This is a genomic window from Archangium sp. (assembly GCF_057119385.1).
In genome coordinates this window covers 165226-185798 of sequence record NZ_DBNGVP010000183.1, presented here as the reverse complement: position 1 = coordinate 185798, position 20573 = coordinate 165226, and the positions used below count along the sequence as shown (strand labels likewise).

At 67.7% G+C, this 20573-nt stretch carries 22 protein-coding genes; 13 read left to right on the top strand and 9 right to left on the bottom strand.

Annotated elements, in window-relative coordinates; all coding sequences use genetic code 11:
• Positions 1–531: TCP-1/cpn60 chaperonin family protein (locus AC16DP_RS43270; RefSeq protein WP_483957062.1), on the bottom strand; the 531-nt coding region annotated here is incomplete at its 3' end.
• Between the two features lie 34 nt (positions 532–565).
• Positions 566–856, bottom strand: coding sequence for a co-chaperone GroES (groES, locus tag AC16DP_RS43265; protein ID WP_483957061.1), 291 nt, complete (start codon positions 854–856; stop codon positions 566–568).
• A 405-nt stretch (positions 857–1261) separates the two neighbouring features.
• Here groES and AC16DP_RS43260 point away from each other — a divergent pair, with 405 nt between their 5' ends.
• From AC16DP_RS43260 to AC16DP_RS43250, 3 genes are read left to right on the top strand one after another with little or no spacing between them, the layout of a single operon-like run.
• The gene (locus AC16DP_RS43260; RefSeq protein ID WP_329730356.1) at positions 1262–1855 is read left to right on the top strand and encodes a hypothetical protein; all 594 of its coding nucleotides are present in this window, start codon (positions 1262–1264) and stop codon (positions 1853–1855) included.
• A gap of 16 nt (positions 1856–1871) precedes the next feature.
• Complete coding sequence (locus tag AC16DP_RS43255; protein ID WP_329730357.1) at positions 1872–2513, top strand: hypothetical protein; 642 nt, start codon at positions 1872–1874, stop codon at positions 2511–2513.
• 33 nt (positions 2514–2546) lie between these two features.
• The gene (locus AC16DP_RS43250) at positions 2547–3029 is read left to right on the top strand and encodes an NUDIX hydrolase (RefSeq protein ID WP_073568152.1); all 483 of its coding nucleotides are present in this window, start codon (positions 2547–2549) and stop codon (positions 3027–3029) included.
• On the opposite strand, the gene rpoZ is transcribed toward AC16DP_RS43250, so the two are convergent.
• Positions 3026–3271 carry a DNA-directed RNA polymerase subunit omega gene (gene rpoZ, locus AC16DP_RS43245; protein WP_043396084.1) on the bottom strand — a complete coding sequence of 82 codons (246 nt, stop codon included), beginning with the start codon at positions 3269–3271 and terminating at the stop codon, positions 3026–3028. The genes AC16DP_RS43250 and rpoZ overlap by 4 nt on opposite strands.
• A gap of 278 nt (positions 3272–3549) precedes the next feature.
• On the opposite strand from rpoZ, the gene AC16DP_RS43240 reads away from it, so the two are divergent.
• From AC16DP_RS43240 to AC16DP_RS43225, 4 genes are all read left to right on the top strand, one after another.
• Positions 3550–4728: an ABC transporter substrate-binding protein gene (locus AC16DP_RS43240; protein ID WP_329730358.1), complete on the top strand. Its 1179-nt coding sequence runs from the start codon at positions 3550–3552 to the stop codon at positions 4726–4728.
• Between the two features lie 117 nt (positions 4729–4845).
• The gene (locus tag AC16DP_RS43235; RefSeq protein ID WP_329730359.1) at positions 4846–6255 is read left to right on the top strand and encodes a sugar porter family MFS transporter; all 1410 of its coding nucleotides are present in this window, start codon (positions 4846–4848) and stop codon (positions 6253–6255) included.
• A gap of 200 nt (positions 6256–6455) precedes the next feature.
• Complete coding sequence (locus tag AC16DP_RS43230; RefSeq protein WP_329730360.1) at positions 6456–7124, top strand: hypothetical protein; 669 nt, start codon at positions 6456–6458, stop codon at positions 7122–7124.
• Positions 7125–7279: 155 nt separating this feature from the next.
• Positions 7280–8017 (top strand): hypothetical protein, encoded by a 738-nt coding sequence (locus tag AC16DP_RS43225; protein ID WP_329730361.1) that lies wholly within the window; start codon positions 7280–7282, stop codon positions 8015–8017.
• A gap of 23 nt (positions 8018–8040) precedes the next feature.
• Here AC16DP_RS43225 and AC16DP_RS43220 read toward each other — a convergent pair whose 3' ends face one another.
• The 5 genes from AC16DP_RS43220 to AC16DP_RS43200 are packed head-to-tail and all read right to left on the bottom strand — an operon-like array spanning position 8041 to position 12932.
• Complete coding sequence (locus AC16DP_RS43220) at positions 8041–9000, bottom strand: hypothetical protein (RefSeq protein WP_329730362.1); 960 nt, start codon at positions 8998–9000, stop codon at positions 8041–8043.
• Positions 9001–9013: 13 nt separating this feature from the next.
• A complete protein-coding gene (locus AC16DP_RS43215) occupies positions 9014–10615 on the bottom strand; it encodes a caspase family protein (protein ID WP_329730363.1) in 1602 nt (533 codons plus the stop codon).
• Positions 10612–11361, bottom strand: coding sequence for an anti-sigma factor family protein (locus AC16DP_RS43210; protein ID WP_329730364.1), 750 nt, complete (start codon positions 11359–11361; stop codon positions 10612–10614). The genes AC16DP_RS43215 and AC16DP_RS43210 overlap by 4 nt, the downstream gene beginning before the upstream one ends.
• The gene (locus AC16DP_RS43205) at positions 11358–11897 is read right to left on the bottom strand and encodes an RNA polymerase sigma factor (RefSeq protein ID WP_329730365.1); all 540 of its coding nucleotides are present in this window, start codon (positions 11895–11897) and stop codon (positions 11358–11360) included. The genes AC16DP_RS43210 and AC16DP_RS43205 overlap by 4 nt, the downstream gene beginning before the upstream one ends.
• A gap of 39 nt (positions 11898–11936) precedes the next feature.
• Positions 11937–12932, bottom strand: coding sequence for a hypothetical protein (locus AC16DP_RS43200; RefSeq protein ID WP_329730366.1), 996 nt, complete (start codon positions 12930–12932; stop codon positions 11937–11939).
• Positions 12933–13142: 210 nt separating this feature from the next.
• On the opposite strand from AC16DP_RS43200, the gene AC16DP_RS43195 reads away from it, so the two are divergent.
• From AC16DP_RS43195 to AC16DP_RS43175, 5 genes are all read left to right on the top strand, one after another.
• The gene (locus tag AC16DP_RS43195) at positions 13143–14000 is read left to right on the top strand and encodes a nucleotidyltransferase family protein (protein ID WP_414640744.1); all 858 of its coding nucleotides are present in this window, start codon (positions 13143–13145) and stop codon (positions 13998–14000) included.
• Positions 13984–14688, top strand: a complete 705-nt coding sequence (locus AC16DP_RS43190; protein WP_329730367.1) for a metallophosphoesterase family protein — start codon at positions 13984–13986, stop codon at positions 14686–14688. The genes AC16DP_RS43195 and AC16DP_RS43190 overlap by 17 nt, the downstream gene beginning before the upstream one ends.
• Before the next feature lie 281 nt (positions 14689–14969).
• Positions 14970–15824: a hypothetical protein gene (locus AC16DP_RS43185; RefSeq protein WP_329730368.1), complete on the top strand. Its 855-nt coding sequence runs from the start codon at positions 14970–14972 to the stop codon at positions 15822–15824.
• Between the two features lie 45 nt (positions 15825–15869).
• A complete protein-coding gene (locus tag AC16DP_RS43180) occupies positions 15870–16202 on the top strand; it encodes a cytochrome P450 (protein WP_329730369.1) in 333 nt (110 codons plus the stop codon).
• Between the two features lie 244 nt (positions 16203–16446).
• Entirely contained in the window at positions 16447–17370 is a 924-nt protein-coding gene (locus AC16DP_RS43175) for a hypothetical protein (RefSeq protein WP_329730370.1), read from the top strand.
• Positions 17371–17421: 51 nt separating this feature from the next.
• On the opposite strand, the gene AC16DP_RS43170 is transcribed toward AC16DP_RS43175, so the two are convergent.
• A complete protein-coding gene (locus AC16DP_RS43170; RefSeq protein WP_414640746.1) occupies positions 17422–19023 on the bottom strand; it encodes a serine/threonine protein kinase in 1602 nt (533 codons plus the stop codon).
• Positions 19024–19623: 600 nt separating this feature from the next.
• Between AC16DP_RS43170 and AC16DP_RS43165 the strand changes: the two genes are divergently transcribed.
• A complete protein-coding gene (locus tag AC16DP_RS43165) occupies positions 19624–20508 on the top strand; it encodes a hypothetical protein (RefSeq protein WP_329730372.1) in 885 nt (294 codons plus the stop codon).
• Positions 20509–20573: the final 65 nt, after the last annotated feature.

Below are 20573 nucleotides of genomic sequence, written 5' to 3'. Positions count from 1 at the left end.
GACGGTGATGACGCCCTCCTTGCCGACCTTCTCCATCGCGTCCGCGATGATGTTGCCGATCGTCTCGTCACCGTTGGCGGAGATGGTGCCAACCTGGGCGATCTCCTTGGGGTCCTTGGTGAGCTTGGCGGACTTCTTGAGGTGCTCGACGATGACCTCGACGGCCTTGTCGATGCCGCGCTTGATCTCCATCGGGTTGTGGCCGGCCGCGACGAGGCGGGCGCCCTCCCGGTAGATCGCCTGCGCGAGCACGGTGGCGGTGGTGGTGCCGTCGCCGGCGACGTCGGAGGTCTTGGAGGCGACCTCCTTCACCATCTGGGCCCCCATGTTCTCGAACTTGTTCTCGAGCTCGATCTCCTTGGCGACGGTGACGCCGTCCTTGGTGATCGTCGGCGAGCCGAAGGACTTCTCGATGACGACGTTGCGGCCCTTGGGCCCGAGGGTCACCTTCACCGCGTCGGCGAGGGTGTTGACGCCGCGGAGGATGGCGTCGCGGGCCTTGGTGTCGAAAATGATGTCTTTTGCGGACATGGAGTTCTCTTTTTCTGAAAGGTGAGTGGGGTGATTACTTCTCGATGATGCCGAGCACGTCCTCTTCGCGGAGGATCAGGTGCTCCTCACCCTCGATCTTCACCTCGGTGCCCGAGTACTTGCTGAAGAGGATGGTGTCGCCGGCCTTGATGTCCAGCGGACGCACCTTGCCGTCCTCGAGCACCTTGCCGTTGCCGACCGCGATCACGTGGCCCTCGAGGGGCTTCTCCTTGGCGGTGTCGGGGATGAACAGACCGCCCTTGGTCTTGTTCTCCTCGGCCACGCGCTTGACGATCAGGCGGTCCTGCAGGGGACGAATCTTCATGGTCTGTCTCCTTGAGCTGGGGCGCCCCGGCATGCGGAGCACCCATGGGGGTGGGAATAGGGGCCTCGCGGCCCGGGCCGTTAGCACTCGCACCTCGCGAGTGCCAATCAGCCAGCGCGCGGGATAATAACCAGCGAAGTCGACCCGTCAAGCGAGCCGGGACCGCGGGGAGGGGTCTCGCCAAGTTCCCGTCACAATTGGGTTTTTCCGCTCTGTCTTCCTGTGGACGTCGGGAGCCGGACAGCGGGGGACCCCCACTGTTTCTGGCAGTCGTGGGGGTCGAGTGCCAGCGTAAGTACCCGGAATGACTGGGGGACCTTTTGCCGCACGTGGGGGGGCGTTGGTAACTTTTACGTGGCGTCCCCGGCCCGCAAAACCCTGGGGGGCGTTGGAGGTCGAGAGTCCATGAGTCAACTGGTGACGGCCCCGTCGTTGAAGGAGTTCTTCAAGGCGCTGTTGGAAGAAGTCATCCGGCGCCAGAAGCTCGCTGTCGGGGAGACGACGGAATTCTACCTGGTCAACCTGCTGGCCGAGTTCGCCTGTACCGACAACCTGTTCAGCAAGGGGGAGGACGGGCGCAAGGAGCAGGAGCCGCTCGCCATGCTGTACCACCGCTCGCTGCAGCAGCAGCGCGACGAGCGCATCCGCACCCTGCGGCGGCTGGGGGACGTGTCGCTCTACCAGGCGGGCTTCTTCTCCGGCGCGCTGCGCGAGAGCGCCGTGGGCCAGGACTACTACATCCAGATGGGCGGCGCGGCCTACGGGCAGCTGGCGGACCTGGCGCCCGCCGCGGGCTTCGCCGCCGTCTACCGGGAGCTGAGCGCCCGCTTCCGCGCCCTGGTGGACGTGCTGGAGGAGATCGCCGCACGGGGGCTGGTGCAGAACGGCCCCTCGGGCGCCCTCAAGGTGTACGAGAGCTGGGTGCGCACCGGCAACGACAAGCTGGAGCAGGTGCTGGTGGATGCCGGCCTGGTGACGCCCAAGGGCCTGCCGAACTGAAGCCGGGAGGCCCTGAATGATAGGCCGAGTGCAGGAGCACCTGGAGGCCATCTACGGCATCACCTGCGCCGCGCGGGCGGAGGGCTTCGTGGTGGACCGCGAAGCCGCCGTCCAGCTGGGCGCCACCGGGCGCAGTGAGGAGGAGCTGCTCGTCCACGAGGCGGAGGGAGAGCTGGAGATGGCCCTCTACCTCGCCCCCGCGCTGCTCCACCGCCTCAAGCCCTACGAGAGCGGCCCCGTGGACTCATTGTTGGAGTCCGAGCTGGACGGCTTCTGCCAGCTCGCCGAGGGCGTCTCGCACTTCCTCTACGTGGCGCACACCGCCATACATGGGCGTACCGTCTCCCTGCTGGAGCTGGAGGCGCAGGCGGAGGTGGACAAGTTCGCCCTGTGCCTGCTGCACCGGTGGGGGGATGGGGTGGGGAGGTGGGCGGAGGAGCTGTTGGGGAGGCTGTTCGACCGGGTGTCCTACCGGGAGCGGCTGTCCGCGGCGGAGCGGTGGCGGTACGAGGAGGCCAACCGGCTGTCACGCAACTTCTGCTCGCGGTTGATGGGGCACGTGACGGGGCGGCGGCTGGAGCGGCTGCTGACGGATCTGCGTTACGCGTACCGGTTGGGGGCAGAAGCCAAGCTGCGGCATTTCGGACAAGTCTCCTGACCGCGGCGGCCGGGCATCGGTTAACTTGAGGCCATGCCCCGTGAGGCGTCCGCCGGAGGAATAGTCATCCGAGAGCAGGGGGGCGAGCTGGAGGTGGCCGTCATCCGGCCCCACGGCCGCTCCCTGTGGGCGCTTCCCAAGGGGCATGTGGACCCGGGGGAGACGCCCGAGCAGACCGCCGTGCGCGAGGTGTGGGAGGAGACGGGGCTGAAGGCCACGCTCGTCGCGCCGCTGGGGGAGATCCGCTACGTCTACCAGTTCCGCGGGCAGCGCATCTTCAAGCGGGTGCACTTCTACCTGTTCCGCTACCAGTCCGGGGTGCTGGGAGACATCCAGCACGCGGGCCACCGGGTGGAGGTGGACGAGACGCGCTGGGTGCCGCTGACGCGGGTGGCGGCGCTGCTGGGCTACAAGGGCGAGAAGGCCATCGCCGCGCGCGCGGCCAGGATGCTGCTGCGCGCGGGGGCCAGCCTCGCCCTGTCCGGGCTGTTACGCCCGGAGGGCTCGGGCGACTAGGCGCCGTTGGCCTTCTCGGACGCGGCGTACTTGCCGGTGAGGGCCTCGCGCACGTCCCGGTCGAACTTCACGTGGCCGGTGGCCACCTCGCGCAGGGAGAGCACGGGCGGCTTGTTCTTCGAGGTGTCGATGATGGGGCGGGCGCCGGCCATGAGCTGACGGGCGCGCTTGGCCGCCAGCAGCACGAGCGCGAAGCGGTTGTCGACCAGGGGGAGGCAGTCTTCGACTGTGACGCGAGCCATGGTGGGAAACGTCCTTCGCTAAGTACTGGGAGAAGAGATTCAACCTAGAGAGGGACCCCCACCGAGTCAAGGAAGGATGACGCGCCCCGTGGGGCAGGGGAAGCGCGGGGGCGCTCGGCCGCCCGTGTGCTACCCTTGTCGAGGCCTGAACGGACCCCCCGGCTGACGCCGCCCTGGACCTCTCCCGGCGTGCTCGCTGGCGGACGCGGTAGCCGATGCCCTGAAGCGGGTCTCGCTCCGGTTGAAGCACGTACAGAGTGCGCCCCAGAGAGTCCCCCATGCACCGCCTCCTGCCCCTGTTCGCCACCGTCGCCCTGTGTTCCCTCGCCTGCGAGCGGAAGTCCCCGCCGCCTCCGCCCTCCGCTCCCGCCACCTCGGAGCAACGCGCCCCCACACAGGAGGGGCCCATCGTCATCGGCTCGTTGGGGAGTCTCACGGGCTCGGAGGCCTCGTTCGGCACGGTGGTGCGCGATGGCATCCAGTTCGCCGTGGAGCAGGTGAACGCCGCCGGCGGCGTGAAGGGCCGCAGGGTGGAGCTCCGCTCCTATGACACCCAGGGCAAGCTCGAGGAGTCCGTGGCCGCGGCCAAGCGCCTCCTCACGCAGGACAAGGTGGTGCTCATCCTCGGAGACGTGACGTCGTCCGGCTCGCTGGCCATCGCCGACGCGGTGCAGGCGGCCCGCGTGCCCATGGTGACGCCCTCGTCCACCCACCCCGACGTCACGAAGAAGGGCGACTTCATCTTCCGCACCTGCTTCATCGATCCCTTCCAGGGCGGTGCCATGGCCCGCTTCGCCCGGGAGAACCTGAAGCTCGAGCGCGTGGCGGTGCTGCACGACAGCAAGAACGCCTCCTCGCTCGGCCTGAGTGACGCCTTCATCGAGACCTTCAAGAAGCTGGGCGGGACCGTGGTGGCGGTGGAGAGCTACTCGAAGGGGGACTCGGACTACCGCGGGCCGCTGCTGGCGGTGAAGAAGGCGAAGCCCCAGGCCCTGTACCTGCCGGGCTTCTACAGTGAGGTGGGCGTCATCGCCCGCCAGGCACGCGAGATGGGCCTGACGATGCCGCTGCTCGGCGGCGATGGCTGGGAGTCGGACCGCATCTTCGAGCTCGCGGGCGGCGCGCTGGAAGGCGCCTCCTACTCGTCCCACTACGCCGAGGACAACCCCGCCCCCGAGCTCCAGCGCTTCATCACCTCGTTCCGCGAGCGCTACGGCCGCTCTCCCGAGGCCGCCTCCGCGCTGGGCTACGACGCGGCGAAGGTGGCGCTCGCGGCCATCGAGCGGGCGAAGTCACTCTCCGGCCCGGACATCCGCGACGCGCTCGCGAGCACGAAGAACCACCCCGGCGCCACGGGCACCCTCACCCTGGACGCGGACCGCAACCCGGTGAAACCCGCCGTCATTCTCACGATCCGCGAAGGCAAGCGCCGGTTCGCCGCCGCCGTGACACCCTGAGCCCTCTCGAGCCTTGTCGCCTCCCGGTCGTTTTCCACCGGCCAACACCTGTCTTCTTTTGAGGGATGACGTCGGACCCGGAGTGCGGATGTTGGGTGCGCTCTGGGAGGTCTCCGTATGGCGGATGTGCGCGATGAGGCGTTGGCCGAGGAAGGCTCATCGCTCAAGGTCGTGATGATTGCCGCGGTGGCCGCCGTGGGTGGCTTCCTGTTCGGTTTCGACACGGCGGTCATCAATGGGGCCGTCGGCGCCCTGCAGTCCACCTTCCATGCGAGTGACGCGGCCATCGGCATCTCCGTGTCCTCGGCGCTCCTGGGCTCGGCGGTGGGAGCCTTCGTGGGCGGGCAGCTGGCCGACCGCATGGGCCGCACCCGGACGATGGTGGTGGCCTCGGTCCTCTTCTCCGTGGGCACCGCGGGCTCCGGCGTGGCCTTCGGGCTGGTGGATTTCAGCCTCTGGCGCCTGGTGGGCGGCATCGCGGTGGGCATCGCCAGCGTCATCGCCCCCGCCTACATCGCGGAGATCGCCCCGGCCCACCTGCGGGGCCGGCTCGGCTCGCTCCAGCAGCTGGCCATCGTCTCCGGCATCTTCGCCGCGCTGCTCGTGGACTACGGCATCGCCGCGGCGGCGGGCGGCTCCGCCTCGAATCCCCTCTGGCTCGGCATGGCGGCGTGGCGGTGGATGCTCCTGTCCGAGCTTCCCCCCGCGGTCCTCTATGGCATCGGCGCCCTGCTGATTCCCGAGTCCCCCCGCTACCTCGTCGCCAAGAAGCGCGATGACAAGGCCCGGGACGTGCTCCGCTCCATCATCGGGGCTCGCGCCGAGGCGAAGGTGGAGGAGATCCGCCAGAGCCTCTCGAGCGAGCACACCGGCCGGTTCTCGGACCTCCGGGGCCGCTTCGGGCTGCTGCCCATCGTCTGGGTGGGCATCGGACTGTCCGTCTTCCAGCAGTTCGTGGGCATCAACGTCATCTTCTACTACTCGAGCGTCCTCTGGCAGGCGGTGGGGTTCTCCGAGCGGGACTCGCTGGCCATCACCGTCATCACCAGCGTCACCAACATCGTCACCACGTTCATCGCCATCGCCACGGTGGATCGCTTCGGGCGCAAGCCGCTGCTCATCGTGGGCTCGGTGGGCATGGCGCTGACGCTCGGGGCGATGGCGTACCTGTTCGGCACGGCCGGGGCGGATGCCGCGGGCAATCCCGTCCTCCAGGGAGCGGCGGGGACCATCGCCCTGGTGGCCGCCAACCTCTACGTCTTCTGCTTCGGCCTGTCCTGGGGACCCGTGGTGTGGGTGCTGCTCGGGGAAATGTTCAACAACCGCATTCGCGGCCGTGCGCTGGCGCTCGCGGGCTCGGCGCAGTGGATCGCCAACTTCATCGTCTCCTCCACGTTCCCCTCCCTGCGCACCGCGGGCCTGGGGCTGGCCTATGGGCTCTACACCGCCGCCGCCGTGGCCTCGCTCGTCTTCGTGCTCGTCTTCATCCGGGAAACCAAGGGCAAGGAACTGGAGGACATGGAGTGATGGAGGGCCAGAGGCAATCCCCTGAACGCCTGCGCGACTGGGCCGAGGCGTGTTGAGCCGCTTGATGCGGCCCTCCTCGATGCTCCTGCTCGCCATGGCTCCCTTTTTGTCGCTGGCCGCTTGTCCTCACTCGCGCGGCTGGTCCATAATCCATCCACCTTCTGCCCATCAAAGCCCCAGCTCACCGCCCGATGCACTTCATGTTCGGACACGTCTCGCGCCAGAGCACACCCCTGAACGTGATGAGGATCCGAGCAGCGCTGATGGGGCTGTGCCTTCTCGGCTGCGCCAGCGGCCCACATACCGGACAGACGGAAGACTACGGCTTTTTGGGAGACTCCGAAATCGTCTGGGTACGTGGTCCATGGAAGGACATCCGTCCCTCGACAGATGTGGATGAAGTCATCGACCAGCTCTGCCCAGCGGTGCTGGCACTCCCCAGAGCGCAGCTGGGCGAATATGGTCAGGAGTACTGCGGCGTCATCTACTCGTTCGAGGATGGCCTCTACTACGCGAGCATGCCCTCTCCCCTGACGAAAGCGGCGCTGGTGGGCCCGAGCAGAAGGAAGTCCTGTTTCTCACCAGCGGTGGTGAAGGACCCTCGAGGCCAGCTCGCGCCTCTTGCCGACTTCCACAGCCATCCATGGCCCTCCTCGCCCTTGAGCGAGCCAGACAGGCGTGGGCGGAATCAGCGTTATCGCGTTCGCATCCAGTTCGATACGACCTGCCGCATCCAGAAGTTCGTGCCCTATGTCCGTGAGGCCCGGCCCGGCGAGGTCTATGAACGGCAGTCCGGGAACTGGAAGCTCATCGGCTACATCCAACCCCAGAACAAGGACTCAGGCTTCATCACCCCTGTACAGCCATGAATACCCATCTGCACTCTCGGCGCCGTTGGGAGGCGTTCATGGGAAGAGCCGCCGGCCTGATGCTCTGCTGGGCCGTGTCGGGATGCATGACAGCTCGCAGCTCTGTCCGTTACGTTCCAGCCGAAGAGGCCGCCTGGTTCAAGTTCGGAAGGGATTTGCCCGAAGAGGGGAGGGTCGAACTCTCCGGTGCCCGGGCCGCGGCCATCCAACTCGCCATGGCGCGTTTCCTCCCGTGGGATGTGCGTCCTCCAGCCGGAGCAACCCGGAGCGACATCTGCATCCTCCAGCGCCAATCCTGGGACGTGGAGACGGCGCCAGGAAGGGACGGCACCACCCTGGTCCGCTTCTCCCTCGCCCCTGGAGCTTGTTACCGGTGGGGTCCGCCGCTGGACATGGAAGCCACCTATGAAGTGGACCTGCGGAACGGGCAACTCCTGGAGAGGGACCCGATGCAGCCTCCTCCCGAGCTTCCCAGGGAAGGACGGCTCCACCTCGAGGGCAACATCGCCGCGGCCATCCAGCTCGCCCTGGAGGACTTTCTTCCCAGCGAGGCCCTACCGCCCAAGGACACCCGTCCAGAAGAGGCGTGTCTCTACCGGCCCGGCTCCTATGACGTCACGGCGGCTCCTGAGCCCACGGGAGTCGTGCAGGTCCGATTCACTGTCGATGAGCGAGCCTGCCAGACGAACGCGCTGTGGGGCTCTTCGGGAGCCCTGGCCAGCATGGACAGAACCGTTCATGCCGTGGACATCCGCACGATGCGCATTCTCGCTGTCGGCAATCACGCGCACCTGAGACCCGCTGCTCAGACTCCAATCGAGCAGAAGCTGGAGAAAGAGAAGCCGGCAGCGAGTGCCCCCAGGAGTGAGCCGGACAAGGCCCAACCGGACTGAGCATGGAGTGAGGGAGGGCCCGCTCACGGCTGCTCCAGCGCGGACACGTCCGGGCAGGCGGAGGCACTGCCCACCACCGCAGGCTCCCAGCTCCGCTTCAGATAGGTGACGCGGAAGCTGGCATCCCAGCACTCCACCTGCGTGGCGGTGAAGCCCGGAGGCACGTCTCCGCCCGTCACCGAGATGATTCCCACGCCTCCCCGGTCCGTCGTCCACCGGCTGATGATGGCGAGGTCCTCCTTCTGCGTGCCGGGGAGGATGTCGGTGTCCTCCAGCAGGAAGCCCATCTCTCCGAGGCCGCTGGGAAGCTCGCGGTACGCGTAGAGGAGCTCGGAGGCCTTCTCGGGCGAGGAGGGCACGAAGCGCATCCGCACGGTGATGGGGAGCGCGCGCGTCTGGTAGACGATCTCCAACAGGTCCAAATCCGCGAGCCCTTTGACGTCGAAGCCGTGGGCCTTCGTCTGCTTCACGAGGATCCTCACCGCGCCCGTGCCCTTGCGCAGCCCACCGTCCGGCTGGAAGGTGCCCTCGATGGCGGACCACCACCCCTCCTCTCCAGTGCCCTGGGTCCGGAACTGGAGCAGGTAGATGAAGCTGTCGGGCTCGCGCTTCATCGCGAAGCGCACCTCGTGACCGGGGTGGTCCGGGTCCGGCCAGGGTCCCCACACGCGCAGCTCCGGCGCACGTGTCGTGGGCGGCAGCTCGCGGATCCGCTCCAGCAGGGTGAGCAGCCCATCCATCCCGTTGTTGAACGTGTCCGAGGCGGCGCGCGTGTCCCGGTAGAGCGTGGACGGCTCTCCCACGGCCAGGGCATCCGTGCGCCGGCGCAGCCCCCCCTCGCTCACCGTGCCGCTGGAGCCGGGAAGCTCGGAGGCCAGGTCCTCCCGGGTGGGCAGGGCGTTGAGGAACTCGAGATCGTCGTTGGAGAAGTTCCCGCCGCACGCGGCGAGGCAGCCCAGCAGCAGGAGCCAGCAGTGGCGCATGAGGCGCTCCCTGTCAGAGGCGGTACGTCACGAGCGCTCCGAGCTCCCAGTAGCCCAGGGAGCGCTGTGCGTCGACGTTGTAGAGGAGGTAGTGGACGCGGGCGCGCCCGGTGAGCTCGAAGCGGTCCGATAGCCGCCAGCGCACGCCGCCCACGAGGCCCGGGGTGAGCACGGCGTAGAACTGGTCCGGGAGGCTCGCGTCCTCGAAGTCGCGGCCCATGACGAGGTAGGCGAGCCGGGGGCCCACGAAAGGGGAGAAGCGGCCCAGGGGCCACTCGGCCACGAGCGAGGTGCCCACGTTCAACAGCGAGTACCGGTAGCGCGGCCCCGAGAGCGTGGGGAGCTCCAGCGTGGCCTGCCGTCCGCCGAGCGACAGATCGACGTCCCAGCGCCAGTTCTCGCGGAAGTAGTGGTGCAGCCCCACCTCCAGGCCGAGCAGCGGCGTGGAGAGGAAGAGGTTCTCGCGCGTGGGCGTGTCGAAGAAGGAGTGGTAGCCGCCGGTGAGTCCCAGCGTCCAGTACGTGCGCAGCGCGCGCTCGCGAGGCGCCACGCCCTTCACCGGGTCATCCGAGAAGGGCGCATCGTGCAGCCGGGACTCGTCGAGCACCGTGGTGCGTCCGCGCTGGACCTCGGCCTCGCCCACGCGCAGCCGGTCCGCCAGCCGGCGCTTCACCGTGTACCGGCCCGGGGCCAGGGCCAGCCGCCGCTCGGCGTCCACGGCCTTGTCCACCTCCGCCACCACCAGTCCGGCCGGGTTCACGAAGTAGTAGGCCCCCGCGGGCGCGGTGCGAGGCACCAGCAGGCCCTCGTCGCGTCCCCGCAGGTCCGTCAGCACCAGGTCGCCATTGCCGGCGAGGTCGTAGCTGAAGGTGGGGTGCTGGGCTCCGGCGCTGCTGTCCGCGGTGTCCGCCACCGTGCGGGCGTAGGCATGCGAGTACGCCTCGAAGAGCGTCACCTGCCCGTCGCCCGAGCGATCCGCGTCCCCCATCATCCCGCTGCCCAGGTGGTGGGAGAAGTAGCTGCCCCCGAGCAGGTCCGACTCTTGCGAGTCCTCGTCCGCCGAGCTGGAGGTGAGGATGACGAGCCCCCGGGCCTCGCGCGTGGCGCTCGTGTCGATGGCGAAGGCCGGGGCGCGCCGGGCCCCCTTGGTCCGCGTGAGCGCTCCGGAGCGGCACGAGTCCAGGATGGCGATGCGGATGTCCGCGGGGGCCGCCAGCAGCCGGCGCTTGAGCGACTCCAGGTCCAGCGCGCTGTCTCCCAGCCGCAGGGCCCCGTCCTTCGCATGGCCCGAGTAGTAGACGATGAGCGCGGTGCGCTCGCCCCGGGCCCGAGCCACCTTGGCGCTCGACTCCAGCTCGGCGAGGGCGCGCAGGAAGTCCCCGGCCTCCTCGTCCAGCAGCAGCCGCGCGTCGCCGTACTCCACGCCACCCAGCCGCGTCAGCAGCCCGTGCATCTTGCGCGCGTCATCCCGGGCGAAGCGCAGGGGCCGGGTGTCCGCGCCACCGTCGTCATTGCCCACCACCAGCGCGAAGCGTCGCAGCGGCTGCGCCTGCACGGCCGCCGCCAGCACCAGCGCCAGCACGAACACCAGCCCTTGTCCGGACGGGCGGCTCATGGCTTGCGCAGCAGCCAGTGGGTCTCCTCACCGCCGGAGCCTAGCGTGGTCATGTTCTCCACCTTGCCGCCCGCCGCCTCCCAGGCCCGCCGCGCCGACGCCCGCACCGCCTCCACGCTCAGCGGCCGATCGGAGAGCACCATCACCACGCGCTCGTAGCCCGCGCCGCTGAACACCACGCTGTCGGGCAGCCAGTGCCGGCCGGGGCCCGCCTCCACCGGGAGGCTCATGCCGTCCTGGGCGTAGAGCTCCGACACCTCACCGGCCGCGTCCACCGACACCGCGAGCACGTACCGGTAGGGCCCGGCCACGTACGCCAGCCGCACCTTCTCGTCCGACTCCAGCGCCTCGGTGTCTCCCGGCAGGACGCCGCGCTGGGGCCCGCCTCCGCCGACCCGCAGCTCCGCCGAGGCTCCGCCCTTGAGCCGGTTGACGGGCGGCTGGGAGAGCATCGGCCGCACCAACAGCACCAGCAGCACCGAGGCCGCCATCGCCACCAGCACCCCATTGCGCAGGGGCCGCGAGGGCTGCGTCTTCGGCTTGTTCAACGCGCGCTCCACGCGGGCCTCGAAACGCTCGAAGGGCACCTGCGCCTCGAAGCGGGCCTGGTCCGTCTCCAGCCCCTTCACCACGTCCTGGCACTCCGCGCACCCGGACACGTGGGCCCGGGCCTGCTCGGCCTCCTTGCCGGGAAGCTCTCCGGCGTGCAGCCGCCGCAACGTCCACTCCGACAGGTGCGCGCTCATGGGACCTTCAGCTCCTCGTTCGACATCGCGGCGAACTGCTCCAGCCGCTTCCGCACCGTGGGCACCGAGCGCCCCAACATCGCGGCCACCTCTTCCAACGTCATCCCGTCCACCCAGTAGTGCACCACCGCCGCCTGCGTCTCCACATCCACCCGCGACAGCAGCGAGCGCACCAACTCCCGCGTCTCCAGCTTCCGAGCCCCGTCATCCCCCTCGGGGCGGGCCAGCTCGTCCCGCTCGAACCAGCGCCGCCACGGCGCCCGCTCCGCGCGCAGCTGGTTGAGGCAATGGTGGGTGGCGATCTTCATCAACCACGCCAGGGGCGAGGACTCGTCGCGCAAGCCCTCCGAGTGGGTGAGGGCGCGGGCGAACACCTCCTGCATCGCGTCCTCGGCCCGGCTGGCGTCCTTCAACAGGTAGCGGCAGCGCCCATACACGCTGCCGCCATACGCCGTGTACAGCTCGCGCAGGACCGTGCGCCGATCCTTCTGACCGCCGTCGATTCCCGTTAGGACCGGTGGACTCGCTCCTGCCACGAACTGCCTCGTCTCGCTGCGGGTTGAAGGGCGGCGAGCTTACAACGAGGAGTAGCTGGCCGTGGCGAAGACGCAGTCGGTGGCCTCGGCGCCGTACTGCACCTGGGGCAGGGTGTAGCTGGCATACAGGTAGCGGCTGGCGAAGGCCGGGTCCCAGCACTCGCTGGCGTGGCCCTTCTCCGCGCCCAGGTCCCCGCCCGACAGCTCCACGTCCGAGCGGCCGGCGCCCGTCTCCAGCCAGCGGCTCTTGATGGTGAGGGTCTCCTTCTTGTCCGAGCCCTCCGCCTTGTACCAGTCCTGGACGAGCTTGAAGTCGAACTGGCCGCCCTGGCCAGGCGTGGCGGCGTAGCGGTAGTCCGCGTCCACGCGCTTGCTGGCGTCGTTCTCGTCACGCACCTGGCGGAACGCCGCGTCCACCGTGGCGGCGCTCGTGTCGTCCTGGCGCGCGTACTTCACCGTGAAGCGGCCCACGTTCGCGTCGTGCTCGGGCAGCGTCGCCTGCTTGTCCCAGTCGAGCGTGAACTCGCCCGTGCCGAAGCCCCTCACGGGCTCGCCCGCCTCGTCCACCGCGGCGGTATGGGTGCCGGTGATGACGTCCACGAAGGCCGAGTCCTGTGCCTCCTTCGCCTTCGCCGACACCGTGTAGCTGTAGGTCTGCTCGCCCGTCTTCTTCACGGTGAGCTTCCACGTGTTGCGCGCGAGCGCCTCGGTGTACGGGCCCCACACCGCGGTGTCCTGGGTGAGCGTGGTGGGCGGGTACTGCGTCACCTTGTCCACCAGCCCCAGCACCCACAGCGTGCCGCCGTTGACCAGCACCGTCGTGGCCCGCGTCAGCTTGTACATCTCGCTCAGGTCGCCCTTGCCCTGGGCGTGCACGGCCTCCGCGGACGTGAGCCCCTGGCCGCTCTTCTCCGGCGTCTTCACCTCCACCAGCTCCTTCGTGGGCAGCACGGAGCGGAACTCCGTCTCCCGGTCCATCCGGCCACAGCCCGCGAGCATCAGGGCGGAGATCAGCAGGCTCTTGCGCAGCGTCATGTTCGTTCCCTCTCGGTTGTCCGCCCGGCCTTCGCGTCCGGTGCGGGTCATCTGCCCGTAGGGACACAGCAGGGTCCAAAAACAGAAAAGGCGATTTTCGGTTCGAGCAAAACCCAGGGATTCCAGGGGGTTGGAAGTCCCCTGGCCGCCCTCCAGGCATACCGGACGGGGGCTCCGACGAGAAAAAGGACCCGTTCCTAGGTTTGGCCCATGGAAAAGCGACACCCCAACCACCCCGGGGAGATGGGAATCGACGCCTCGCTCGCCGAGAGGAACCGCACCACGGACGAGATCAACGCCCGTGGCCGGGCCATCGAGGTGTTGCTGGACGCCGGCGTGCCGTTCCTGGTCGGCGGCGCCTACGCCTACTCCACCTATACGGGCATCTATCGCGACACCAAGGACCTGGACCTCTTCCCCCGCAAGCGGGACGCGGAACGGGCGCTGGTGGAGCTGGAGAAGGACGGCTGGCGCACCGAGCGCGCGGACGAGGTGTGGATCTACAAGGCCTACAAGGGCGAGTACTTCGTGGACTTCATCTTCTCCTCGGGCAACGGGGTGGCCACCGTGGACGACGAGTGGTTCGTCCACGCGAGGACGGCCTCCGTGTTCGGCCACCCGTGCCTCATCGCGCCGGCCGAGGAGACCATCTGGTCCAAGGCCTTCGTGAACGAGCGCGAGCGCTACGACGGCGCGGACATCAACCACCTCATCCTCAAGATGGGGAGGGGGATGGACTGGGAGCGGCTGCTGCGGCGCTTCGACCGGTACTGGGAGGTGCTGCTCAGCCACCTGATGATGTTCCGCTTCGCCTACCCGTGCGAGCGGGACCTGGTGCCCACGTGGCTGATGACGGAGCTGATGTCGCGCACGCTGGACACGCTCAAGGAAGGCAACTGGGACGAGCGGCTGTGCCGCGGGAATCTCATCTCGCGGGTGAACTACGCGGTGGACATCCATCACTGGGGCTACGGCGATGGCCGGTCCTGGGATGAACGAGATCGAGAGAAGGGGGAGGCACGTGGCGCGGGACGCGAACTCGAAAATACGCTTGGCGGCGGTCGGTGACCTGCACTGCCGCGAGGATCAACACGGCCGCTTCCGTCAGCTCGTCAAGCAGGTCAACGCGGAAGCGGACGTGCTGCTCCTGTGCGGAGATTTGACGGACCGGGGCATGGTGGAGGAGGGCAAGGTGCTCGCCGAGGAACTCTCGGCGCTGCGGGTGCCGGTGGCGGCGGTGCTCGGCAACCATGACTACGAGCACAACCAGGCCAAGGAGATCTGCGGTGAGCTGTCGAGGGTGGGCGTCCACATCCTTGATGGGGACCACTTCATCTTCGAGAAGGTGCTGGGCGTGGCGGGGGTGAAGGGCTTCGGCGGAGGCTTCGGCAACGCGACGCTGCAGGCCTTCGGCGAGGGACAGACGAAGTCCTTCGTGCAGGAGGCGGTACACGAGTCGCTGAAGCTGGAGGCGGCGCTCAGCCACCTGGATACGCCGAAGAAGGTGGTCATCATGCACTACGCCCCGGTGCCGGAGACGCTGGAAGGGGAGAACATCGAGATCCGCCCCTTCCTCGGGACGAGCCGCCTGGCGATGCCGGTGGACCACTACGGCGCGGAGGCCGTCTTCCACGGGCACGCGCACCATGGCGCGCCGGCTGGAAAGACGAAGAGCGGCATCCCCGTCTACAACGTGGCGATGCCCCTCATGACGAAGATGCACCCCGACCAGCGCTTCATGCTGCTCGAGGTGTGAGCGCCCGCTTCGCGAGCAGGCTTCGCTGCTCTGACGGTGAGCGCCAGGCGAAGTCGCCTGGCGGCCCGAGACGCAGCGCCGCCCGCCAGGCGGGAGCGTCGCGGTCGCGCCAGGGGTCCGCGAGCCGGCCGGCGGAGGTCAGCGCCAGACGATCGAGCCCGGGCTTTACCGTGTCAAGGCGGAATGCCTTCGCGCGCTGCGTTGACGCTCCGTCCGCCCCGGAAATAGGCTCGTACGGCACAGGGCCATCGCCGTCCTTCGGAACAGGGGCATTCCTTATCATGAGAATCGATATCACCGCGTTGCAAAGGCTCAATCAGGTCAAGGCGGACCGGCTGAAGACGATGCTCGATGATAGCGCCAGCCTCAACGGCTTCATCGCCCGGAATTCGGCGTGTCTGATCAACACGACCACCACGGAGTACAACCCGGCGAGCATCTACGATCCGCAGTACGTCAATCCGCAGGGCAGCCTGCTGATCGAGATCGCGGAGTGGTTCTTCAGGAACTACACGGCCGGGTACATCGTGGGCATGCTGTGCCACGAGGTCGGCGCGCACTACATGGCGGACCATGCGTTGCGCATCCAGCCGGTCAGCCAGCTGCGGGGGCTGGTGGAGCGTCCGATCACCCACGCGGTCCAGGCCATCGCGCGAAGCCGCCAGAACAGCGAGGAGCGCATCAAGGACTTCTCCTTGAAGGTCCAGGACGCCGCGACGAACTGGTCCTACACCCCCAGTGACGCGAAGCAGCCCGATCACATCTTCGCCAGCTGTTACGGTTACGCCCGGTACAATTACTATCGCGGGCTGATGATCGAGTTCGCGGAGATCATCGCCCTCTATCGCCGCAATGACGCGGACTCATTCTCCGCCCAGGATCTGCCGGACCTGATCGACTGCTGGCTCATGGACATCTCCTCCATCCTGGCGACCAAGGACGCGCGTGGCTGGGGGCCCGCCTACGCGTGGTGGGTCTCGACGGCCTATGCCGCGCACCTGGCTCGCCTGAAGGCGGATGTGAATGGTTTGACGGCCGATGCGGATGTGCGAGCCGCCGTCCAGAACATGCAGAACAAGTCGTCCGCTCGCGTCTTCGCCGACTACGGGCAGATGATCCCCCGGCTGTTCATGTAGACGTCTTCGGGCCTCCTGGATTGACTCGGGGGCGGGGCCTCTTCGATGCTTCGCGCCGAGGTGGAGCTGGGCGGGGTGAAGCTGCCGGCGTACGCGCCCGTGGCGCTGATGGTGGGCTCGGCCAACCGGGACGAGCGGGTGTTCGAGCGGGCCGATGAGCTGGTGTTGGAGCGCCGCACGCAGCAGCACATCGCCTTTGGCTATGGCGTGCACTTCTGCCTGGGCGCGCCCCTGGCCCGGATGGAGGCCCGCATCGGCCTGGAGGAGCTCTTCTCCCGCTGCCAGGGCTTCGTCCTCGCCCCGGGGGAGCTGAAGTGGAACCACTCCATCGGGCTTCGCGGGCCGGTGGCGCTGCCCCTCCGCGCCATCCCCGCGTGAGCTGGCTCCACCTCGGTCCGCGAGTTTCCTTGGCCTTCAATCTGGGATAAAGCCAGTCCTCGCCCAGATGCTCCATTCCGTGTGTGCCATGTTCCAAAAGAGAATCATTCCCGTCCTATTCCTCGCTTGCTGGACTCCGCTCTCTTCCGCGTACGCGGCGGGAGAAGCGCCTGTCGACGTCAAGAAGAAGGAGGCTGCTGAAGACACCAGGAAGGAGGGGGCTGACGACGCCAAGAAGCAGGAGGTGGTCGTTCCCAAGATCACCATTGGAACGATCCGCCAGGCCCGCCGGAACGGCGAGTACGAGAAGGCCCTCGAGCTCATCGGGCTCGCGCGTCAGAGCCCGTTGGACACGCCCGAGTTGCTGGCCTTGTCCCTCTACGAGGGAATCCTCTTGTATGAGGTGGGACGGTTCGTGGAGTCCGGAGATGCTTTCGAGATGGCGCTGCTGATCCGGCCCGAGGCGAAGCTTCCCGAGCCGGTTTCGCCCAAGATCGAGAGCCACTTCGAGACCGTCCGGAAAAAGGCGCTGCTGGAGACGAGCACCCCCACGCCCCCGGACGCCAGGCAGAAGCCTTCTCCCGGGGCTTCATCGAATTGCCCGACCGGGCACATCATTCCCAATGGCAGGACCTTGCAAGCACAGCAGTTGTGGCGCCTGGCCATGATGAACCAGATGCTGTGCGTGCGAGGCATTCAGGGGGGCGCGGTGGCGGGGCGCTTGTCGGAATTCAAGGCCCAGGTTTCGAAAGCGAGCTCGCCCACGGAATGGGTCCGCGTCATTCAGGAGATCGACCAGTTCGCCAGGGAGTACTCCCTCTATCCGTTCAACTCGGATTGGACTCACGTGAAGTCCCTGGTGCCAGAAGAGCGCTGGGAGCTCGGCGACGAGGACCAGGATGTGGCCCTCCCCGAGCCCCCCGCCTCAGCCGATGAAGAGCCGGCGAGTCTCCTCGGGTGCCGGGCGGCTGTTGCTCCCGACTGCGAGCGGCTCATGCGGCGCCTGCTGCTGCTCCAGAATCAACTCCCTGGGGTCGAGACCGCGAACAGGTTCACCGCGCGGACGGAGCTGCTGCACCTGGGCAAGAAGGTTCGGGAGGCCTTCTCCAGCGAGACATTGCAAGCCGCCTCGCGCGACATCGATGCCTGGCAGAGCAGGTGGCACTGACGTTCCACCCTCCACGGTTCCTGGGGTGGAGCCGTGGAGGGCTCGCTCTCCTCACTCCTCGAGCATGTCGATCTTGAGGAGGTTGTCCTGCCCGGCTTTGACGTCCACCTCGCGCTCGATCGTCCTGTCCGGGTGGACGAACTTCACGAAGTGGAGCCCCGCGGGCAACTCCAGGGGCTTCATGGGGGTGTGTCCCTTCTTGATGCCATCCACGAAGACGGTGGCGTAGGGATAGACGCGCAGCTCCAGGGTTCCCTTTCCCCTGGCCTTGGGCGCGGGCGGAGGGACGGGGGTGAGGGGTTGCTGGACCACCTGCATAGGTGAATGCTGCACCACCTGCTCGAGTGGCTCTTTCTCCGCCTGCTCGGGTGACTTCGTCGCTGGGTCGGTCAGCGGCGCGGTGTTCGGCACGCAGCTCCCCGTGGCGATGCTCAGGAGCGCCAACGAGGCAAGCGCCCACGACGGCATCACGGGCCGGCTCGCCGACTTCGGCATGCCGGGGCGCGACATGCCCGGCTCCCCACCCGGGAAGCCCGCCGCCTGCTGCTGGGGAACCCGATGATTGGCGGTCTGGAGCACGATGGGTCCGGACGGCCGTCGGGGCCGAACCGGGGCCGTCACGGGGGTGCCGGCGGCCCTCTGCTCCTCCTGCTTCGGGGCCTGGGGGGCGCGGTGATTCGCCGTTGCCGCCTCGGTCGTGGGCGCGGAGGAGCGCTTCCGGGTGAGGCCCGGGGGGACGGGCGTGGGCGTCTTGAGCGGCCCCTTCGTCACGGGGAGCTCATCCCCCGGGCTCGTGTTGGCGCGGTTGATGAGATGCGCCACCTGCTGCATCGTCACGGGCGCACCGGCGGAGACGATGAACTTCTCCAGCTCGGCCTGGAAGGCGTGGCAGTCCGCGTAGCGTTGATCGCGATCCTTGGCGAGGACCTTGTTGAGGATACGCCGCAGCGGAAAGGGAAGATCCGGACGGAGCTCGGCCGCCGGGGTGTGCGGCTCGAAGAGGATGGCCTGCATCAGCCCGGCCTCCGACTCCGAGGCGTACGGCCGCTGGCCCGTGAGCAGCTCGTAGAGCACCACGCCGAGCGCGTACACGTCCGCGCGTCGATCCAACGGCTTCGCGCGCAGTTGTTCGGGCGGCATGTACGGGAGCTTGCCCTTGACGACACCGCTCTCCGTCTTGTGGCTCTGCCCGGCGGCCTTGGCGATGCCGAAGTCCACCACCTTCACCGCGCCCTGCCGGGACAGCAGGATGTTGTCCGGGCTGACGTCGCGGTGGATGAGGCCTCGTGCTTCACCCGTGTCGGGATCGGTGAAGTCGTGGGCGAAGGCCAACCCCTCGCAGGCGAGGGAGATGATCCGGGCGCACACCGTTGCGGGCAGGGGCTGTCCCTGGGCCGCGGCGCGCTTGATGAGCGTGCGCAGGCTCGGCCCGTCGATGTACTCCATGGCCAGGAAGTAGGTGCCCTCGGCCTCGCCGAAGTCGAAGATCTGCACGATGTTCGGGTGCGTGAGCCGGGCGGCGAGCTTGGCCTCGGACAGGAACATCTGGACGAAGTCGGGTTCCGCGGCCAGCTCGGGCAGGATGCGCTTGACGACCAGGGTCTTCTCGAAACCCATGGGGCCGGCGGCCTTGGCGAGGAACACCTCGGCCATGCCTCCCGCGGCGAGCTTTCGCACCAATTCGTATTTTCCCAGCCGTTGCTGTTGCGTCACGGGTCCCCTCTTTTCCCTGCGGATCTGGCATTTCCATGCCGGACTCTCGCGAGGACGCGCTCCCAGGTTCAGCGGGCCCCCAAATATCAGGTGGCACTCAACTTGTCGTGCACTTGTCTGCACATGTGATGTGCGTGATGCGTTTTAAAGCAGTACAGGTCTGGAGGTCGGGCAAGCCCTGGCTGAATCAACCAGACTTCAGCAGCTCACGAGGATGTCAGGATTTCAGTTTCACGGGAGTGAGCTGTCTTCACTGGATCCATCCCGTCATGCGAAGCCGGGGTGAGCCCGGTTGCGGCCGATGCAGGGCCTCGCGGCGTGTCTTCACGTCTCGGGGGAAGACCGAACAGCGCATGGCGCAGCGCGAGCAATGGAACTGAACCTCGGCGCCCACCGCGCCGGCTTCGACGGGGGTCTCGAAAAACCGGCGGGAAATGGTTCTTTCACCCCCAACTGTGCTCTTTTCGCCGGGAGCGAATGTTGGTTCACCCCCGGTGAGCGCGCGGAAGCGTGCCGCCAATCCCCTCGCAAGGAGCAGACATGGGCCTGGAAATCCAGAGCAAGAACGTCTCGATGAACAGCGCGACGCCCTCGGAGTTCAACTTCAACAGCGAGATCTCGCAGTACGTGGCGGGCATCGCGTCGTTCCAGTTCAGCTACGGCAATGACGACCACCACATCGAGCAGTTGAGCCTCAACCTCACCTCGAACAGACCGTCGAGCCAGAAGGTGACCGTCTCGGTGACGGCGATCATGTCCGATTCGAGCGGCAATCAGATCAACCTGCAGAACTCGTACGTGACCGTCACCGTGATCGCCTGGACGGGCGCCTCGACCAACGCGGTGCTGCTCAACCCGGCGGTGAGTGTCGCCAACGGTGGGAGGAGCGATGGCATCAACCTCCCGGACTCCAGCGAGCCCATCCTCCAGGCGGCGCTCGCGGGTTTCAACTTCGCGTACTCCGATGACGACCACCACGTCCAGTTCCTCCAGGCGTCGGTGGGCTCCCAGCAGAACGGCAGCGTGGGCTTCATCACCGCGACTGCGAACATGAAGGACGACAGTGGGCACTTCGCCTCGACCCAGTCCGCCAGCGGCCTGCTCATCGCCAGCTCCACCTCCCAGCCGGGCTTCGTCGTCGTGCCGTACTCGGACCAGAGCCCGCAGGTCCGGACGATTCCGATGGGAACCCCGGTCAAGGACGCGGTGACCTTCATCACCGGCTTCCAGGTCCAGTTCGCGGCTCAGGACGATCACCACGTGTATCGCCTCGGTGCCGGGCCGGACAAGGTCTGGGTCGACACCGGCGACAACACCCAGGTCCAGACCACGGGCGTCCAGGCCTGGATGGCGGACAAGAGCGGCAACATCCAAAACAACAACAAGAGCAGCTGCAGCATCATCGTCGTCGGCATTCCGGCGTAGCGGACGCTCCCCCGGCCGCCGTTGCCTCACCGCCCGCTCCGCCCCCAGCGCCCGTTGCCGGGGTG

Excerpts from the sequence above, each read along its gene's own strand:
- AC16DP_RS43165 (WP_329730372.1), top strand. The coding sequence starts at position 19,624 with ATGGGCCTGGAAATCCAGAGCAAGAACGTCTCGATGAACAGCGCGACG.
- AC16DP_RS43230 (WP_329730360.1), top strand. The coding sequence starts at position 6,456 with ATGTTCGGACACGTCTCGCGCCAGAGCACACCCCTGAACGTGATGAGG.
- AC16DP_RS43170 (WP_414640746.1), bottom strand. The coding sequence starts at position 19,023 with ATGGCCGAGGTGTTCCTCGCCAAGGCCGCCGGCCCCATGGGTTTCGAG.
- AC16DP_RS43220 (WP_329730362.1), bottom strand. The coding sequence starts at position 9,000 with ATGCGCCACTGCTGGCTCCTGCTGCTGGGCTGCCTCGCCGCGTGCGGC.
- AC16DP_RS43185 (WP_329730368.1), top strand. The coding sequence starts at position 14,970 with ATGAGAATCGATATCACCGCGTTGCAAAGGCTCAATCAGGTCAAGGCG.
- AC16DP_RS43250 (WP_073568152.1), top strand. The coding sequence starts at position 2,547 with ATGCCCCGTGAGGCGTCCGCCGGAGGAATAGTCATCCGAGAGCAGGGG.
- groES (WP_483957061.1), bottom strand. The coding sequence starts at position 856 with ATGAAGATTCGTCCCCTGCAGGACCGCCTGATCGTCAAGCGCGTGGCC.
- AC16DP_RS43260 (WP_329730356.1), top strand. The coding sequence starts at position 1,262 with ATGAGTCAACTGGTGACGGCCCCGTCGTTGAAGGAGTTCTTCAAGGCG.
- AC16DP_RS43180 (WP_329730369.1), top strand. The coding sequence starts at position 15,870 with ATGCTTCGCGCCGAGGTGGAGCTGGGCGGGGTGAAGCTGCCGGCGTAC.
- AC16DP_RS43235 (WP_329730359.1), top strand. The coding sequence starts at position 4,846 with ATGGCGGATGTGCGCGATGAGGCGTTGGCCGAGGAAGGCTCATCGCTC.
- AC16DP_RS43200 (WP_329730366.1), bottom strand. The coding sequence starts at position 12,932 with ATGACGCTGCGCAAGAGCCTGCTGATCTCCGCCCTGATGCTCGCGGGC.
- AC16DP_RS43195 (WP_414640744.1), top strand. The coding sequence starts at position 13,143 with ATGGAAAAGCGACACCCCAACCACCCCGGGGAGATGGGAATCGACGCC.
- rpoZ (WP_043396084.1), bottom strand. The coding sequence starts at position 3,271 with ATGGCTCGCGTCACAGTCGAAGACTGCCTCCCCCTGGTCGACAACCGC.
- AC16DP_RS43255 (WP_329730357.1), top strand. The coding sequence starts at position 1,872 with ATGATAGGCCGAGTGCAGGAGCACCTGGAGGCCATCTACGGCATCACC.
- AC16DP_RS43215 (WP_329730363.1), bottom strand. The coding sequence starts at position 10,615 with ATGAGCCGCCCGTCCGGACAAGGGCTGGTGTTCGTGCTGGCGCTGGTG.
- AC16DP_RS43240 (WP_329730358.1), top strand. The coding sequence starts at position 3,550 with ATGCACCGCCTCCTGCCCCTGTTCGCCACCGTCGCCCTGTGTTCCCTC.
- AC16DP_RS43210 (WP_329730364.1), bottom strand. The coding sequence starts at position 11,361 with ATGAGCGCGCACCTGTCGGAGTGGACGTTGCGGCGGCTGCACGCCGGA.